The organism is Roseovarius sp. M141 (assembly GCF_024355225.1).
Taxonomy (GTDB): Bacteria; Pseudomonadota; Alphaproteobacteria; order Rhodobacterales; family Rhodobacteraceae; genus Roseovarius.
The window spans coordinates 2,329,782-2,345,061 of sequence record NZ_VCNH01000008.1; the positions used below are offsets into that span (position 1 = coordinate 2,329,782).

The following is a 15,280-nucleotide window of genomic DNA, read 5'->3' on the forward strand; positions in this document are numbered from 1 at the left end:
TCTCACTCCACATTCTGGACTTGTTCGCGCATCCGGTCGACAGCGACCTTCATCTCCAGCCCGATGGCGGTCAGGGCGCTGGATTGCGCCTTGGAGCACAGTGTATTGGCCTCACGGTTGAATTCCTGGGCCAGGAAATCCAGCTTGCGTCCAACCGGGGCGCCACTGGTCAGCAGATCACGGGCCGCGATCACATGAGCGCGCAGACGGTCGATTTCCTCGGTCACGTCGGCCTTGACGGCGATCAGTGCAAGTTCCTGCGCGACGCGGGCTGGATCGGCGCCACTCGCGGCGTCCATCACGCGGGCAAGGTTGGTGTTTAGCGCCGTCGCCATTTCCGGCGCGCGGGCCTTGGCGGTGGCGGCGGCGTCCTCGGTCAGGCGGGCGATATCGGACAGCTGCCCCTCCAGCAGCGTGTGCAACGCGGCCCCCTCGCGGGCGCGCATGGCAGTGAAATCAGCCAGAACGCTTTTGAAATCGTCACAAAGCGCGGTTTTTAAAGCGTCGGTATCGGCCTCGTCGCTGGCTGTCTCCAGCACGCCGCGCACGGACAGGATGTCGCCCGGCCGCGCGGGTGCCAAGGACAGACCGCAGGCCATCGCGCGCGCCTCGACCTCGGCCATTGCCGCCAGAACATCGTCCAGCTGGGTGGAGTTCACACGCAGCCGGCCGCCTGTGTCCTCGGCCTGCACACGCAAGGTCAGCGATACATTGCCCCGCGCCACTGCGCCGGACAGGCGCGCCCGCAACGCGGCTTCCAGCCCCGCGATCCAGTCAGGCACGCGCAGGCGCAGATCCAACCCCTTGCCGTTGACGCTGCGCAGTTCCCACGTCCAGGACCACGGGCCTTCGGCGCCGCGCCCGGCGGCAAAGCCTGTCATCGAATTCACTGTCCGGGATGTCGTCATGTCGCCCCCTGCCGGTTTGCGCCACATCCCTAAGCCTTGCGCGCCGACGTGGCAAGGCACCGGGGCCGTCGCGCGCCACGCTCAGGCAGAGTTAACCATTTGTATCGGATTTTAGATAAAATCGATCTCAGTTGTGGCATATTACATGGGACGGGTTGCGGCCCACCTATTCTGGCGGTCCCTGCGCCGGGGCGGATTTTACGGCGATGGCCGGGCGTCCGTCGGTAGCGGCGCGGCTCTACCGTCACATGAAGGGCGCCAGTACAGGCGGGAAAGGTTGCACAACATGACGCGCGAAATGGATATGACCGAAAGCCGCAACGCGGCCAGCTTGCGCGCCGTGCCCCCCGGCGCAGACGGCGCCCCCCGCACCCTGACGCGGCACAGCGCCGCGATGGCCGATTTTATTGCCTACTGGCAGCGGACGCGCCGGGGAGGCGACGTACCGCGCCGTTCGGACATCGACCCCCGTGGGATCGAGCCGCTGCTGTCCAACGCTTTCATCCTCGAACGGATAGCGCCGGGCCTTGCCCGCATGCGGATTGCCGGCAGTCACCTGACGGATTTGATGGGGATGGAGGTGCGCGGTATGCCTGTCAGTGCCTTTATCACGCCGGCGCATCGCGATGCGCTGTCGCACCATCTGGTGCGGCTGTTCGATCAGCCCGCAATGATACGCCTTTCGCTGGACTCGCCGGGCCGTCCGGGCGCGCCGGGGCTGAAGGGTGACATGTTGATCCTGCCACTGCGCAGCGATCTGGGCGATATATCGCGTGCGCTGGGATGTCTGGTGACCCAAGGCAATGTGGGCCGCGGACCGCGCCGTATGGACATCACGGATGTGCAGATTACACCGCTGGACAGGGTCATACCCATGATCGTGCCGACCTGTGCCCCACGGCGCGCGTCTATCGGTCGTAATGTTGAGGCGATTTCTGAAACAACAGCCAAGGCCAGTTCACCGCAGCTTAAAGGCGAACGTGCTTATCTGCGCTTGGTAAAGGTGTAATTCGGCCCGCGCCTTAGGTCGTGGATCGATATATGAAAAAGAGGCCGCGCTGGATGTACTGCGCGACCCCTTCTGAAATCAGACGGCTTCGGCGTGCCGATCCTGGTGCAGCGCCGACAGTTCTTCGGCCACGAGAAACGCCAGTTCCAGCGATTGCGAGGCATTGAGGCGCGGATCGCACGCGGTATGGTAGCGATCGCTCAGGTTTTCATCGGTGACGGCATGAACTCCTCCGATGCACTCGGTCACGTCCTGGCCGGTCATCTCGAAATGCACGCCACCCGGGATCGTCCCCTCGGCCTTGTGCACGGCAAAGAATTCGCGCACCTCGCGCAGCACCGCATCGAACGGGCGGGTCTTGTAGCCCGATGCCGATTTGATCGTGTTACCATGCATCGGATCGCACACCCACAGCACTTTCGCGCCTTCGGCCTGAACGGTGCGGATGAGGCGTGTCAGATGCTCCTGCACCTTGCCCGCGCCAAAGCGTGCAATCAGCGTCAGGCGCCCTGCCTCGTTCTGGGGGTTCAGCTTGGCCATAAGCGCCTTGAGATCGTCCTCGGTCATGCTGGGGCCGCATTTCAGGCCGATGGGGTTCAGTACCCCGCTGGCAAAATTCACATGCGCGCCGTCCGGCTGTCGGGTGCGGTCGCCGATCCAGATCATGTGGCCAGATCCGCCCAACCAGTTGCCCGATGTACTGTCGAGGCGGGTCAGCGCCTCCTCATACTCCAGCAGAAGCGATTCGTGGCTGGTGTAAAAATCCACCGTCTGAAGCGCTTCGATGCTGGCGCTGTCGATACCGGCCGCACGCATGAAGTCCAGCGCATCGCCGATACGCCCGGCCATCTTGCGATAGCGCGCGGCCTTCTCGCCCTCGGTAAAGCTCAGGGTCCAGCTGTGGACCTTGTTCATGTCGGCATAGCCGCCCTTGGAAAACGCGCGCAGCAGGTTCAGCGTCGCCGCCGATTGGGTGTACGCCTGCAACATCTTGGTGGGGTCCGGCGCGCGCGCAGCCACGGAAAATGGCAATTCATTGATGATGTCGCCGCGGTAGCTGGGCAGTTCTACGCCATCCACCGTTTCGGTCGGGGCGCTGCGTGGCTTGGCAAACTGGCCGGCCATGCGGCCGACCTTGACCACCGGAACCTTGGCGCCAAACGTCAGCACCATTGCCATTTGCAGCATTACCTTGAACGTGTCGCGGATCGCATCGGCGCTGAACTGATCAAACGCCTCGGCACAATCGCCGCCCTGCAGCAGGAACGCATCGCCGCGCGACGCCGCGCCCAACTGCGCCTTGAGCCTGCGGGCCTCGCCGGCAAAGACCAGCGGCGGAAACTGCGACAGACGCGCCTCGACTGCGTTCAACGCACCCGAATCGGTGTAGACTGGCATCTGGATGCGCGGCTTGTCGCGCCAGTCGGATTTTGTCCATTCTGCCATTGTCTGCACTCCGCACTTTAAGCAAATCTGAACCGGCTATATACTAAAGACGCCGCCGAGTGACCATACGAATATTGCTGCGGCGCGGCCAAATCCGCGTTCAATCTCTTGTCAAACACGACTTTTTCGTGGAACACGGATAAACACCGAGCGGTAGCGGAGGATACGGATCCATGCCCAGACCCCAGCAGCAAAACCCGCCTGGCACACAAAATGCCCCGCGCCGCTTTGTATTTGTCTTGCTGGACAGCTTCACATTGCTCAGCTTTGCAGCCGCTATCGAATGTCTGCGCATCGCGAACCGTATGGCCGAGACGCCGCTTTACGATTGGACGGTGATCGGTGACGGCGGCGACGTTATCGTCTGTTCCGCCGGCGCGCGCTTTCAACTGGACGGACCATTGGGCGAGCTGTCGCGAGATGATACCGTGCTGCTGTGCGGCGGAATCGAGATTCATCAGGCCGCGACCAAGCGCATGCTGAACTGGCTGCGCCGCGAAGCCCGGCGCGGGCTGAAAATCGGTGGACTTTGCACGGCATCCTACCTTCTGGCGCGCGCCGGTTTGCTGGATGGCAAGCGCGCGACGATACATTGGGAAAACCACGACAGCTTTGCCGAGGAATTTCCCGAGGTTGATCTGACGAAATCGGTCTTTACCATCGACGGCAACCGCATGACGACGGCAGGCGGCACGTCATCCATCGATCTGATGCTGGGCATCATTGCGCGGGACCATGACGAAAAGCTGGCCAACGCCGTTGCGGATCAGTTGATCTACTCCTCTATCCGCACCGATCAGGACACTCAGCGCCTGTCAGTGCCCACCCGTATCGGCGTGCGACACCCCAAGCTGAGCCAGGTCATCCAGATGATGGAGGCCAATATAGAAGAGCCGATCAGCCCGGCAATACTGGCGCGCGATGCCGGCATGTCGACCCGGCAATTGGAGCGTCTGTTCCGCCGCTATCTCAGCCGCTCGCCCAAGCGCTACTATATGGAGTTGCGGCTGCAAAAGGCGCGCAACCTGCTGATGCAGACCGATATGACGGTGATCAACGTGGCGCTGGCCTGCGGATTTTCGTCGCCGTCGCATTTCTCGAAATGCTATCGCGCGCATTACAACACCACGCCCTACCGCGAACGCGGCACGCAATCATCGCGGTTGTCGGTCTGACGTTCACGGTGAAAGGCGATACAGCGCCCCGTTCCCTTCGCTGAGAAACCAGATCGTGCCATCTGGCGCCTCGCGAATGTCGCGTACGCGGGCCGTTTCGGGGCCTTGCAAGCGTTGAGCCTCGCGCAGCGGATCGCCCGAGAGGCGGGAGATAAAGCCAAATTTTAGCGATCCGGCAAAGAAATCACCCTGCCATTCCGGCCAGATCTGCCCGGAATAGACCATCAGCCCGGAGGGCGCGATGCTGGGATCCCAGTAGAATGCGGGTTGCTCCATCCCCGGCTTTGCCGTGCCCTCGCCTATTTTCCCGCCCGAGTAATGCCTGCCATAAGAGATGACGGGCCAGCCATAATTGGCACCTTTGGCGATTAGGTTCACCTCGTCGCCACCCTTGGCGCCATGCTCGGTGATCCAGAGATTTCCGTCCGTGTCCAGGCTTGCCCCCTGCGGATTACGGTGTCCGTAGGACCAGATTGCCGGGCTGGCGCCCTCGCGGCTTGTAAATGGGTTCTCAGGTGCCGGATCACCGCTGCGCGTCAGACGCAGAACACTGCCGTTTTCGCGTCCCAGATCCTGCGCAGACGGGCGATCGCCCCGCTCCCCCACGGTCATGAATAGCGTGCCATCCGGCGCCTCGACCAGACGTGACCCGAAATGTCGGCCACCCCTGCTGCCTGCGGCGATCTGATAGAGGACGCGCCAATCGGTCAGCGTGTTTGCCCCGCGTTCCAGCCGTGCCGTGGCCAGCGCGGTGCCAGTGCCGCGCCCCTGCCTTATGGCCTGGGTAAAATAGAGTTGCCGAGTCTGAGCGAAATCGCGCGGCACCAGAATATCCAGCAGACCACCCTGCCCGATATCCGCAACCGGACCAACGCCGCCGACAGCGCTTTTGCGCCCCTCGCTCAGCCGCCAGAGATGCCCGCGTTTTTCGGTAATCAGGACACTGCCATCGGGCAGAAATCCAAAGGCCCACGGGCCATTCAGCGCGTCCGCCATCTGCGTCACGCGCAAGGGGCCGGACGGCCCGTCAAGCGTTTGCGCGCCAAGTGGTGCAGCCAACCAGAGAACGGCAAGGAGAAGGCGAAAATATCTCATCGCCCTTAGATAAGACGTAAATTTCCTAAGAAAAGGTTGTCAGAGCTTCTGATGTTTGTCGTACGACCTGTGGATATCTACCCGCAGGCCAAACGATCAGGCCCGTTTTCCTGCCATCTGGGCCACGCCCAGAACCTCCAGCACCTTTGCCTCGATCTCTTGCGCACCCATGCCCGCGACCGCGTACATGTCCGCTGGACTGGCCTGATCGATAAAGATATCCGGCAGCACCATCGAGCGGAATTTCAGCCCGTGATCGAAGACGCCCTCATCAGCCAATAGCTGCGCGACATGACTGCCAAAGCCGCCAACGGCGCCCTCCTCGACCGTGATCAGCGCCTCGTGATCGCCCGCCAGTTTCAGGATTATGTCACGGTCCAGCGGCTTGGCAAAGCGGGCGTCGGCGATGGTCGGCGTGATGCCCTTGGCCGATAATGCCTCGGCGGCGCGGCGCACCTCGCCCAGACGGGTGCCAAAGCTGAGGATCGCCACGCGGCTGCCCTCGGCGATCATACGGCCCTTGCCGATTTCCAGCGGAACGCCGCGGTCGGGCATGGTGACGCCCTCGCCTTCGCCGCGCGGATAACGGAATGCAATCGGGCCGTCGTCATGCGCGGCGGCGGTCGCGACCATATGCACCAGTTCGGCCTCATCCGCTGCGGCCATGACGACGAATCCCGGCAGGTTGGCCAGAAACGCGATGTCGTAGCTGCCCGCATGGGTCGCGCCGTCGGCGCCCACCAGCCCCGCGCGGTCAATGGCAAAGCGCACCGGCAGGCGCTGAATCGCGACGTCATGCACGACTTGATCGTAGCCGCGTTGCAGGAAGGTTGAATAGAGCGCGCAGAACGGGCGCAGGCCCCCTGCAGCCATGCCGGCGGCAAAGGTGACAGCATGCTGCTCGGCAATGCCCACATCGAAGCAGCGCGAAGGATACCGCTCTGCCATCAGGCCAAGACCGGTACCGTCCGGCATTGCCGCCGTAACTGCGACGATGCGCTCATCCTTGGCCGCATGATCCACCAGCGCCCGACCAAAGACCGACGTATAACTGGGCGCATTGCTGGGTGGTTTGCTCTGCTTGCCGGTGGTGATGTCGAATTTCGCCGTTGCGTGGCCACCATCGTCGGCGCCTTCTGCGGGGGCGTATCCCTTGCCCTTTTTGGTCAGCACATGGATCAGCATCGGCCCCGTGGCGCGCTGATGCACCATGCGCAGGATCGGCAAGAGCTGCTCCATGTCGTGCCCGTCGATGGGGCCGATATAGGAAAATCCAAGCTCTTCGAACAGGGTGCCGCCCACGGCCAACCCCTTGAGCATGTCGCGCGCCCGGCGCGCACCCTCCTGAAAGGGGGTCGGCAAAAGGGAAACGGCGCCTTTGGCCGCGGCCTTCAACTCCTGAAACGGCTGCTCGGCGTAAAGGCGTGACAGATAGGAAGACAGCGCGCCGACCGGGGGGGCGATGGACATTTCATTGTCATTGAGGATGACGAACAGCCGCTTACCCAGCGCCCCGGCGTTGTTCATCGCCTCGAACGCCATGCCCGCGCTCATCGCGCCGTCGCCGATCACGGCCACCGCGTCCCCATGCCCGGTGTCGCAGGCCCCGCCCAGATCGCGCGCCACGGCAAAGCCGAGCGCCGCGCTGATCGAGGTGCTGGAATGGGCCGCGCCGAACGGGTCGTAGGGCGATTCCGACCGCTTGGTAAAGCCGCTGATACCGTCCTTCTGGCGCAGCGTCTTCATCCGGTCCCGGCGCCCTGTCAGGATCTTGTGCGGATAGCTTTGATGACTGACGTCCCAGATGATCTTGTCCCGGGGCGCGTCGAACACCGCGTGCAGCGCAACCGTCAGTTCGACCACGCCAAGGCCCGCGCCCAGATGCCCGCCGGTTTGCGATACCGTGCGGATGGTCTCGCCGCGCAGCTCGTCCGCCAGTCTGCAAAGGTCACGGTCACCCAGCCGCTTCATATCGGCGGGGCTGGCAATTTGGTCCAGCAGCGGTGTCTTTGGCTCTGTCTTCGGCTCGGTGGTCATGGCACTGCCCCTCCCCGGGGCGTCAGGTCAGCTGTGACGCGAGATAGCGAAGCGCGCGGTCTGCTGCAAGGTCGTCGCATCCGCGCCATAGTCAGATAGCGCATCGCAGGCATCGTCAACCAGCGTGGCGGCGCGCGTCCGTGCGCCGTCCAGCCCCAGCAGCGACACGAATGTCGCCTTGCCGGCCTCTGCATCCTTGCCCACTGCCTTGCCTGCTGCGGCGGCGTCACCGGTGACGTCGATTACATCGTCATGGATCTGAAACGCCTGCCCCATCGCGGCGGCATAGCGGATCAGCGGTGCGGGGTCAGCGTCGGCCATGCGCGCGCCGACGGCCGCGCTCCACTCGAACAGGGCGCCGGTTTTACCGGCCTGAAGCGCGGTGATCCGGTCCAGCGACAGCGGCGTCTGCGCGCGCTCGGCCGCCATGTCCAGCGCCTGCCCTAATACCATGCCCTGCCCGCCGGCGGCGCGCGCAAGAGTCTGCGCCAGCTCGGCGCGTACATCGCCGCTGCCCACCTCGGGATGCACGACCAGCTGAAACGCCAGCGCCTGAAGGGCGTCGCCCGTCAACACAGCGGTCATTTCATCCCATTTGACATGCACGGTGGGCTGTCCGCGCCGCTCCGCATCGTCATCCATGCAGGGCAGATCATCATGTACAAGGCTGTAGGCATGCATCGCCTCGATCGCCGTGGCGGGCCAGATCGCCCTCGCAGCACCGACCCCATGCAGCCGCGCACCCTCCAGCACCAAAAATGCGCGCAGCCGCTTGCCGCCCTGCGTGGCATGACGCATGGCATCGCCGACATGCCCCGAATAGGGGCGCAATACCTGCGCCAGATGCGCGGCGATGTCGCGTGCGGCGGCGTCCAGTTGCGTCTGCACGGGGGGTTACAAGCCTTCGACGGGCTTGGTCCCGCTGGGCTGCCCATCGCCGTCCAGAGTTATGGCAGCGACCTTTTCCTCGGCCTCTTTCAGCTTGGCCTCGCAGCGCTTCTTCAGCGCCGCGCCGCGTTCGTACAATGTAATGGACTCGTCCAGCGCAACATCGCCGCGCTCCAGCCGCCCGACCACCTGCTCCAGCTCGGCCATGGCCTGTTCGAACGTCATATCGGCTACGGGGGTATCGCTCATCTGGGGCGTGTCCTTTGTCTGGATTTGCAGGGGCCGGCGGCTTGCTTTGGCGGCTAACATAGACGTGCGGTCTGCGGGGTTCAATCGGCAGGCGGGCATTTAGGTTGACCAGCTCGCGTGCCTGCGATTGACTGCGCGGATGATCGCCAAACTGCCGCCCCTTCCCGATCTTGACGCCATGATGCAGATCACCGCGCGGCTGGAGTATGCGCGCACGCATACGCCCTGCCTAAAAGGGGCCGAGGCCGGCGATCTGATCCGCCACGTGCCGGGCAAGAGGGCGGTCTTTCGCGGCACGCTGGACGGGCGGGACGTGATATTCCGGCTGAACCTGACGTCTGAAAATGGTGCGACCCAGCGCGAATGGGACGAATTGCAGCGCATCTGGCCCTATATGGCGACCGGCGATTTGCGCACCCCCGAGCCGATCTGCGCCAGCCTTGATGCCGGTATCATCGTGCAGGAGCGCATCACCGGCACGCCCCTTCTGGAACTGCTTTACGCGCTGGAACCGCAGGCCCGCGCCAAATGGCTCGCCCCTGCCGCCGCATGGCTACGCCAAAGCACAGCCATGTCCCAAGGTTGGCGCGCGGCGGCGCCGGATCGCTGGATCGCCCGCGCCGAGGCGGCATCGGCCCAACAGCCCTTCGCACAGCTGCGCGCGCTGGAGGTGGCGATCCTGTCCCAGATGCGCCGCCTTGCACCCGATGTAGCTGCTGTGCCGTGGCGCACGGCGATTTGCCACGGCGATTACCACCCTAACAATCTGATCGCGCAGGGCATGCGCCTGACCGGCATCGACCTCGGGGGGTCGCAGCGGCTGCCATTGCTCAAGGACGCCGCGCGATTTGCCATGCATATGGGCCGCCGCCGCCTGCGCCTGTCGGGCATCACCTGCCTTGGCGTCGACCGCACCTGCCTGACGACCTTTGCCGATACGCTGGACATGTCCGCACAAGAACGCGGCGCGGTCCTGCCCTTCTTCCTCGCGTTCGAGGCCCTGATCCGGGTGGAAAACACCGGGCTGCCTGCCGGGCGGATCAGACGCGCGGAAAAAATGTATCGCGCCCTGCTGCAGGATCTGGAGCGCACCGGGTCGGCCGCGCCACTGTTATGACTGCGGGCCTTGATGTGCGCCGCCGACGCCAGCGCGATCAGGAATTCGACTGAAAGTATGAGAGCGCCGCCGCCACAGAACCTCGCCGCAACGCTGGCGCTTATTGTTAAATATCTTGGCGCATCGCTGGTGCCCACCCGAAGACGTCTTTTACGTGTCTACGCAAGAGGCCGACCCTCTGGGCCGGCCTCCTTGTCGCCATGCTTAGCGTTCAAGGGTTGAACTCTATCGCCGCACTCCGCTCAATGTGCGGTCGCGCCCGATCCATCACGCCCGGTCTTGAGCGCAGCCTCGGCGGCGGCGGCCTCCTCGGCAGCTTCGTCCCATTCGATGGGCTCGGGTGCGCGCGTCAGTGCCAGACGCAGGACATCGCGGACGTGGGTCACGGGAATGATCTCAAGCCCCTGCTTCACGTTGTCAGGGATTTCCACCAGATCTTTTTCGTTTTCCTGCGGGATGATAACCGTCTTGATCCCGCCGCGCAGTGCTGCCAGTAACTTCTCCTTCAGGCCCCCGATCGGTAGCGCGTTACCGCGCAACGTCACCTCACCGGTCATGGCGATGTCCTTGCGCACCGGAATTCCGGTCAGCACCGACACGATGGACGTCACCATAGCAAGGCCGGCACTTGGCCCGTCCTTGGGCGTCGCGCCCTCGGGGACGTGGACGTGGATATCCCATTTCTCCAGCCGCGGTGGCTTGATCCCGATGGCAGGCGCGACCGAGCGAACATAGCTGTTGGCCGCGTCGATGGATTCCTTCATCACGTCGCCCAGCTTGCCCGTGGTCTTCATCCGCCCCTTGCCCGGCAGGCGCAGCGCCTCGATATTCAGCAGCTCGCCGCCGACAGACGTATACGCCAACCCGGTCACGACACCGACCTGATCGGCATCCTCGGCCAAGCCGAATTTGTGCTTCCGCACGCCCAGAAAATCGCTCAGGTTGTCCGGCGTCACGGTAATAGATGTCGCCTGTTTCTTGATGATCTGGGTCACCGCCTTGCGCGCAACCTTGGCGATCTCACGCTCAAGGTTCCGCACGCCCGCCTCGCGGGTGTAGTAGCGGATGATGTCGGTCAGCGCCGCGTCCGTCAGTTCGAACTCGTCTTTTTTCAGACCGTGGTTTTTGACTTGCTTTTCCAGCAGATGCTGCTTGGCGATCTCGCTCTTTTCGTCCTCGGTATAGCCGGCCAGCGGGATGATCTCCATCCGGTCCAGCAGCGGTCCGGGCATATTGTAGCTGTTCGACGTGGTCAGGAACATCACGTTCGACAGGTCATATTCGACCTCCAGATAGTGATCGACGAAGGTCGAATTCTGTTCAGGGTCCAGAACCTCCAGCATGGCCGAAGCGGGATCGCCCCGGAAATCCTGACCCATCTTGTCGATTTCATCCAGCAGGATCAGAGGGTTGGTCGTTTTGGCCTTTTTCAAGGCCTGAACGATCTTGCCGGGCATCGAGCCGATATAGGTCCGCCGGTGACCGCGGATCTCGGATTCGTCACGCACACCGCCGAGGCTGATACGGATGAATTCGCGGCCCGTGGCCCGTGCCACGGATTTGCCCAAAGACGTCTTGCCCACGCCCGGAGGGCCGACGAGGCACATGATGGGTCCCTTCAGCTTTTTCGAGCGTTGCTGAACCGCTAGATACTCGACGATCCGCTCCTTGACCTTCTCAAGCCCGTAGTGATCGTCGTCCAATACTTTCTCGGCCCGCGCCAGATCCTTCTTCACGCGGCTTTTCACACCCCATGGGATCGAAAGCATCCAGTCCAGATAGTTGCGCACGACAGTCGCCTCGGCGCTCATCGGGCTCATGTTTTTCAGCTTTTTCAGCTCGGCCTCGGCCTTTTCCCTGGCCTCGCCGCTCAGCTTGGTGGCGGCTATGCGCGCCTCCAACTCGGCGACTTCGCCCTCGCCCTCTTCGCCATCACCCAGTTCCTTCTGAATGGCTTTCATCTGCTCATTCAGGTAATATTCGCGCTGAGTGCGTTCCATCTGCGATTTGACGCGCGTCTTGATCTTTTTCTCGACCTGCAGAACGCTCATTTCGCCTTGCATCAGGCCGTAAACCTTCTCCAGACGCTCGCTGATAGACAGCGTTTCCAGCAGTTCCTGCTTTTGCTCGACCTCGATCCCCAGATGCCCGGCGACCAGATCGGCAAGGCGCGCTGGCTCCTCGGAATCAGACACAGCGGCCAGGGCCTCCTCGGGGATGTTTTTCTTGACCTTTGCATAGCGCTCGAACTCGGTCGAAACACTGCGCAGCAGCGCCTCGATCGTCGTTGCGTCGCCCGGCATCTCGGTCAGATACTCGGCGCGGGCTTCAAAGAAATCTTCGTTATCCAGATATTCGGTAATCCGCACCCTCGCCACGCCCTCGACCAGCACCTTGACGGTGCCATCGGGCAGCTTCAGCAGTTGCAGGACATTGGCCAGAACACCCGCCTGATAGATGCCCTTGGCGTCCGGATCGTCGACGCTGGGGTCGATCTGGCTGGACAGCAGGATTTGCTTGTCGTCGGCCATGACCTCTTCCAGCGCGCGCACCGATTTCTCGCGGCCCACGAAAAGCGGCACGATCATATGCGGAAATACGACGATGTCGCGCAGTGGCAGCACCGGATAGGAGGAGTTAAGAGGCTCTTGCATGCTCTTTCCTTATACATCGGTCCGGGATTCTTCCCGGCCCTTTATTGGCAAGAGGGCCCGGCCCCGCCCGGCGGCGGCCATGCCCTCTCCGTTATCTCAGGTTAATTTGGGGCAAGCATGCACCGCTTTCAACCTCGCGGCGTGCAGAATGACGCGCCGCCGCCACGTGGGCAAGTAGGTTACCCGCAATATTCATCTAAAAATGCACTCAGCGGGCCGGTGGCCATTTCCCACACGGCTTTTCTTGGCGAAAATACCGAAATCCGCCGCCTGCCTCATAGCGCCTCGATATCCCCATCAAGGCGCTCTGCGTGAAACCGGACCTGCCACACGTCGAACGTCCGGTCCGCGATCGCCCGGCGCATACCAGACATAAGCTGCTGATAGTAATGCAGATTATGCCAGGTCAGCAACATGCCGCTGATCATTTCCCGCGCGCGGAATACATGGTGCAGATAGGCGCGCGAATAGTTGCGGCATGCGGGGCAAGTGCACTCTTCGTCCAAGGGGCGAGAATCGTCCGCATGGCGTGCATTCTTGATGTTGACCTGCCCGCGCCGCGTCCACGCCTGCCCGGTGCGGCCTGACCGGCTGGGCAGTACGCAATCCATCATATCGACCCCGCGCGCGACGGCGCCGACGATATCGTCGGGCTTTCCCACGCCCATCAGATAGCGCGGCTTGTCCTCGGGCAGCATATCGGGTGCATAGTCCAGCACGCCAAACATCGCGTCCTGTCCCTCGCCCACGGCGAGGCCACCGATAGCATATCCGTCAAATCCGATTTCCTTGAGTTTTTCTGCGCTTGCACCGCGAAGCTCAGGCGTCACGCCGCCCTGCTGGATCCCGAACAGCGCGTGGCCGGGGCGGTCGCCGAACGCCTCCTTGGAGCGGCGCGCCCATCGCATCGACAACTCCATGCTGTCCGCCACGGCCTTGTCGGTTGCAGGCAGCGCCGGACATTCATCGAAACACATCACGATATCGCTACCCAGCAGCGCCTGGATCTCCATGGATCGCTCGGGCGTCAGCATGTGTTTCGACCCGTCGATATGGCTGCGAAAGGCCACCCCCTCCTCGGTCAGTTTGCGCAGATCGGCAAGGCTCATGACCTGAAATCCGCCGCTATCGGTCAGGATCGGCCCCTGCCAATTCATGAACTTGTGTAACCCACCGAGCGCCGCGATCCGTTCCGCCGTGGGGCGCAGCATCAGATGATAGGTGTTGCCCAGCAGGATGTCGGCGCCCGTGGCGGCGACGCTTTCGGGCATCATCGCCTTGACCGTTGCGGCTGTCCCGACCGGCATGAAGGCCGGTGTGCGGATCTCGCCCCGCGGCGTCGTGATATGTCCCGTGCGGGCGCGCCCGTCCGTCGCCGCCACCTCAAAGCTGAAATTCACCGTCATCGCCACCTGCCTTTAATCGCTTTAGCGTTGCCTTAAACCCTAGTAGAGTAAGTTGCAAAACCGACCGCGCCGCCAGACCTTGCCATTTTCAGGACCCTACACATGACCGAAGACGCCCTCATGGATTTTTTGTCGTCCAACCTGCTGTATGTCCTGCTGGCGCTGTTGCTGGTGCTGGTCGTTTTCAAGGCGGTCAAGATCGTGCCGCAATCCGAACAGCACGTCGTTGAACGCTTTGGCAAGCTGCATTCGGTGCTGGCGCCGGGGATCAACATGATCGTGCCATTTCTGGACAAGATCGCGCATCGCATTTCGATTCTGGAGCGTCAGCTGCCCACCGCCAGTCAGGACGCGATCACCAAGGATAACGTGCTGGTGCAGGTCGACAGCTCGGTTTTCTACCGCATCGTGCAGCCGGAAAAGACGGTCTACCGCATCCGCGACATTGACGGCGCCATCGCCACCACCGTCGCCGGCATCGTGCGCGCCGAAATGGGCAAGATGGATCTGGACGAGGTACAGTCGAATCGCTCGCAACTGATCGGCACGATCAAGGAAACGGTCGAGGATGCCGTCGATAACTGGGGGATCGAAGTGACCCGCGCCGAGATTCTGGACGTCAATCTGGATCAGGCGACGCGCGATGCGATGCTGCAACAACTGAACGCCGAGCGTGCCCGCCGCGCCCATGTGACCGAGGCCGAGGGCCGCAAGCGCGCCGTCGAACTGAACGCCGACGCCGAGCTGTACGCGGCTGAACAGACCGCCAAGGCACGCCGCATCTCCGCCGATGCCGAAGCCTATGCCACCTCCGTGGTTGCGCAGGCCATCGCCGATAACGGGCTGGAGGCGGCGCAGTATCAGGTGGCCCTGAAACAGGTCGAGGCGCTGAATGCGCTGGGCGCCAGCCCGTCCTCGTCAACGATTCTCGTGCCTGCCAACGCGCTGGAGGCCTTCGGCAACGCCTTTTCGATGCTCAAGGGCAGGACATGATCGACATGGCCGAAATCATTCCGCTTTGGGCGCTGTGGTGGGTTTGGATGGCCGCCGCGCTGCTGCTGGCCATGGTGGAAATCGTGCTGCCCGGTTTTCTGTTCCTCGGCTTTGCCATCGGCGCGGCGCTGGTCGGCCTCATTCTGATTGCGGCGCCGCTCCCGTTCGGCTTGCCGGTGCTGCTGGCGCTGTTTGCGGCGCTGTCGCTGATCGCCTGGGCGGTGCTGCGGCGCCTGTTCAGCTTCAGACACGGTCAGGTCCGCCGGGTGCATGACGACGTGAACGACGGCTAACGCAGTCCGG

The 15,280-nt window shown here is 62.9% G+C and carries 13 protein-coding genes; 5 read left to right on the top strand and 8 right to left on the bottom strand.

From position 1 onward, the window contains the following. Positions 1-2: 2 nt before the first annotated feature. The gene (locus tag FGD77_RS15325) at positions 3-908 is read right to left on the bottom strand and encodes a YicC/YloC family endoribonuclease (RefSeq protein ID WP_255011020.1); all 906 of its coding nucleotides are present in this window, start codon (positions 906-908) and stop codon (positions 3-5) included. A 286-nt stretch (positions 909-1,194) separates the two neighbouring features. Here FGD77_RS15325 and FGD77_RS15330 point away from each other — a divergent pair, with 286 nt between their 5' ends. Next, complete coding sequence (locus FGD77_RS15330) at positions 1,195-1,917, top strand: PAS domain-containing protein (RefSeq protein ID WP_255011021.1); 723 nt, start codon at positions 1,195-1,197, stop codon at positions 1,915-1,917. A 78-nt stretch (positions 1,918-1,995) separates the two neighbouring features. Here FGD77_RS15330 and FGD77_RS15335 read toward each other — a convergent pair whose 3' ends face one another. Beyond that, a complete protein-coding gene (locus FGD77_RS15335) occupies positions 1,996-3,363 on the bottom strand; it encodes a class II 3-deoxy-7-phosphoheptulonate synthase (protein WP_255011022.1) in 1,368 nt (455 codons plus the stop codon). 173 nt (positions 3,364-3,536) lie between these two features. On the opposite strand from FGD77_RS15335, the gene FGD77_RS15340 reads away from it, so the two are divergent. Beyond that, complete coding sequence (locus FGD77_RS15340) at positions 3,537-4,538, top strand: GlxA family transcriptional regulator (RefSeq protein WP_255011023.1); 1,002 nt, start codon at positions 3,537-3,539, stop codon at positions 4,536-4,538. A gap of 3 nt (positions 4,539-4,541) precedes the next feature. Here the strand turns inward: FGD77_RS15340 and FGD77_RS15345 are convergent, their stop codons facing one another. From FGD77_RS15345 to FGD77_RS15360, 4 genes are all read right to left on the bottom strand, one after another. Continuing rightward, entirely contained in the window at positions 4,542-5,633 is a 1,092-nt protein-coding gene (locus FGD77_RS15345; protein WP_255011024.1) for a PQQ-dependent sugar dehydrogenase, read from the bottom strand. Positions 5,634-5,729: 96 nt separating this feature from the next. After that, positions 5,730-7,670 carry a 1-deoxy-D-xylulose-5-phosphate synthase gene (dxs, locus tag FGD77_RS15350; RefSeq protein WP_255011025.1) on the bottom strand — a complete coding sequence of 647 codons (1,941 nt, stop codon included), beginning with the start codon at positions 7,668-7,670 and terminating at the stop codon, positions 5,730-5,732. Between the two features lie 27 nt (positions 7,671-7,697). Then, a complete protein-coding gene (locus FGD77_RS15355; protein WP_255011026.1) occupies positions 7,698-8,558 on the bottom strand; it encodes a polyprenyl synthetase family protein in 861 nt (286 codons plus the stop codon). 6 nt (positions 8,559-8,564) lie between these two features. Next, the gene (locus FGD77_RS15360) at positions 8,565-8,807 is read right to left on the bottom strand and encodes an exodeoxyribonuclease VII small subunit (RefSeq protein ID WP_255011027.1); all 243 of its coding nucleotides are present in this window, start codon (positions 8,805-8,807) and stop codon (positions 8,565-8,567) included. A 139-nt stretch (positions 8,808-8,946) separates the two neighbouring features. On the opposite strand from FGD77_RS15360, the gene FGD77_RS15365 reads away from it, so the two are divergent. Further along, positions 8,947-9,924 (top strand): aminoglycoside phosphotransferase family protein, encoded by a 978-nt coding sequence (locus FGD77_RS15365; protein WP_255011028.1) that lies wholly within the window; start codon positions 8,947-8,949, stop codon positions 9,922-9,924. Positions 9,925-10,166: 242 nt separating this feature from the next. Here FGD77_RS15365 and lon read toward each other — a convergent pair whose 3' ends face one another. Both lon and tgt read right to left on the bottom strand, forming a co-directional pair. Beyond that, positions 10,167-12,578, bottom strand: coding sequence for an endopeptidase La (lon, locus tag FGD77_RS15370; RefSeq protein WP_255011029.1), 2,412 nt, complete (start codon positions 12,576-12,578; stop codon positions 10,167-10,169). A 275-nt stretch (positions 12,579-12,853) separates the two neighbouring features. Continuing rightward, positions 12,854-13,984, bottom strand: coding sequence for a tRNA guanosine(34) transglycosylase Tgt (gene tgt, locus FGD77_RS15375; RefSeq protein WP_255011030.1), 1,131 nt, complete (start codon positions 13,982-13,984; stop codon positions 12,854-12,856). Between the two features lie 102 nt (positions 13,985-14,086). Between tgt and FGD77_RS15380 the strand changes: the two genes are divergently transcribed. Beyond that, positions 14,087-14,977, top strand: coding sequence for an SPFH domain-containing protein (locus FGD77_RS15380; protein WP_255011031.1), 891 nt, complete (start codon positions 14,087-14,089; stop codon positions 14,975-14,977). A gap of 5 nt (positions 14,978-14,982) precedes the next feature. Beyond that, complete coding sequence (locus tag FGD77_RS15385; protein ID WP_255014256.1) at positions 14,983-15,270, top strand: NfeD family protein; 288 nt, start codon at positions 14,983-14,985, stop codon at positions 15,268-15,270. Positions 15,271-15,280: the final 10 nt, after the last annotated feature.

Excerpts from the sequence above, each read along its gene's own strand:
- dxs (WP_255011025.1), bottom strand. The coding sequence starts at position 7,670 with ATGACCACCGAGCCGAAGACAGAGCCAAAGACACCGCTGCTGGACCAA.
- FGD77_RS15325 (WP_255011020.1), bottom strand. The coding sequence starts at position 908 with ATGACGACATCCCGGACAGTGAATTCGATGACAGGCTTTGCCGCCGGG.
- tgt (WP_255011030.1), bottom strand. The coding sequence starts at position 13,984 with ATGACGGTGAATTTCAGCTTTGAGGTGGCGGCGACGGACGGGCGCGCC.
- FGD77_RS15335 (WP_255011022.1), bottom strand. The coding sequence starts at position 3,363 with ATGGCAGAATGGACAAAATCCGACTGGCGCGACAAGCCGCGCATCCAG.
- lon (WP_255011029.1), bottom strand. The coding sequence starts at position 12,578 with ATGCAAGAGCCTCTTAACTCCTCCTATCCGGTGCTGCCACTGCGCGAC.
- FGD77_RS15340 (WP_255011023.1), top strand. The coding sequence starts at position 3,537 with ATGCCCAGACCCCAGCAGCAAAACCCGCCTGGCACACAAAATGCCCCG.
- FGD77_RS15330 (WP_255011021.1), top strand. The coding sequence starts at position 1,195 with ATGACGCGCGAAATGGATATGACCGAAAGCCGCAACGCGGCCAGCTTG.
- FGD77_RS15345 (WP_255011024.1), bottom strand. The coding sequence starts at position 5,633 with ATGAGATATTTTCGCCTTCTCCTTGCCGTTCTCTGGTTGGCTGCACCA.
- FGD77_RS15360 (WP_255011027.1), bottom strand. The coding sequence starts at position 8,807 with ATGAGCGATACCCCCGTAGCCGATATGACGTTCGAACAGGCCATGGCC.
- FGD77_RS15385 (WP_255014256.1), top strand. The coding sequence starts at position 14,983 with ATGGCCGAAATCATTCCGCTTTGGGCGCTGTGGTGGGTTTGGATGGCC.
- FGD77_RS15380 (WP_255011031.1), top strand. The coding sequence starts at position 14,087 with ATGACCGAAGACGCCCTCATGGATTTTTTGTCGTCCAACCTGCTGTAT.
- FGD77_RS15365 (WP_255011028.1), top strand. The coding sequence starts at position 8,947 with ATGATCGCCAAACTGCCGCCCCTTCCCGATCTTGACGCCATGATGCAG.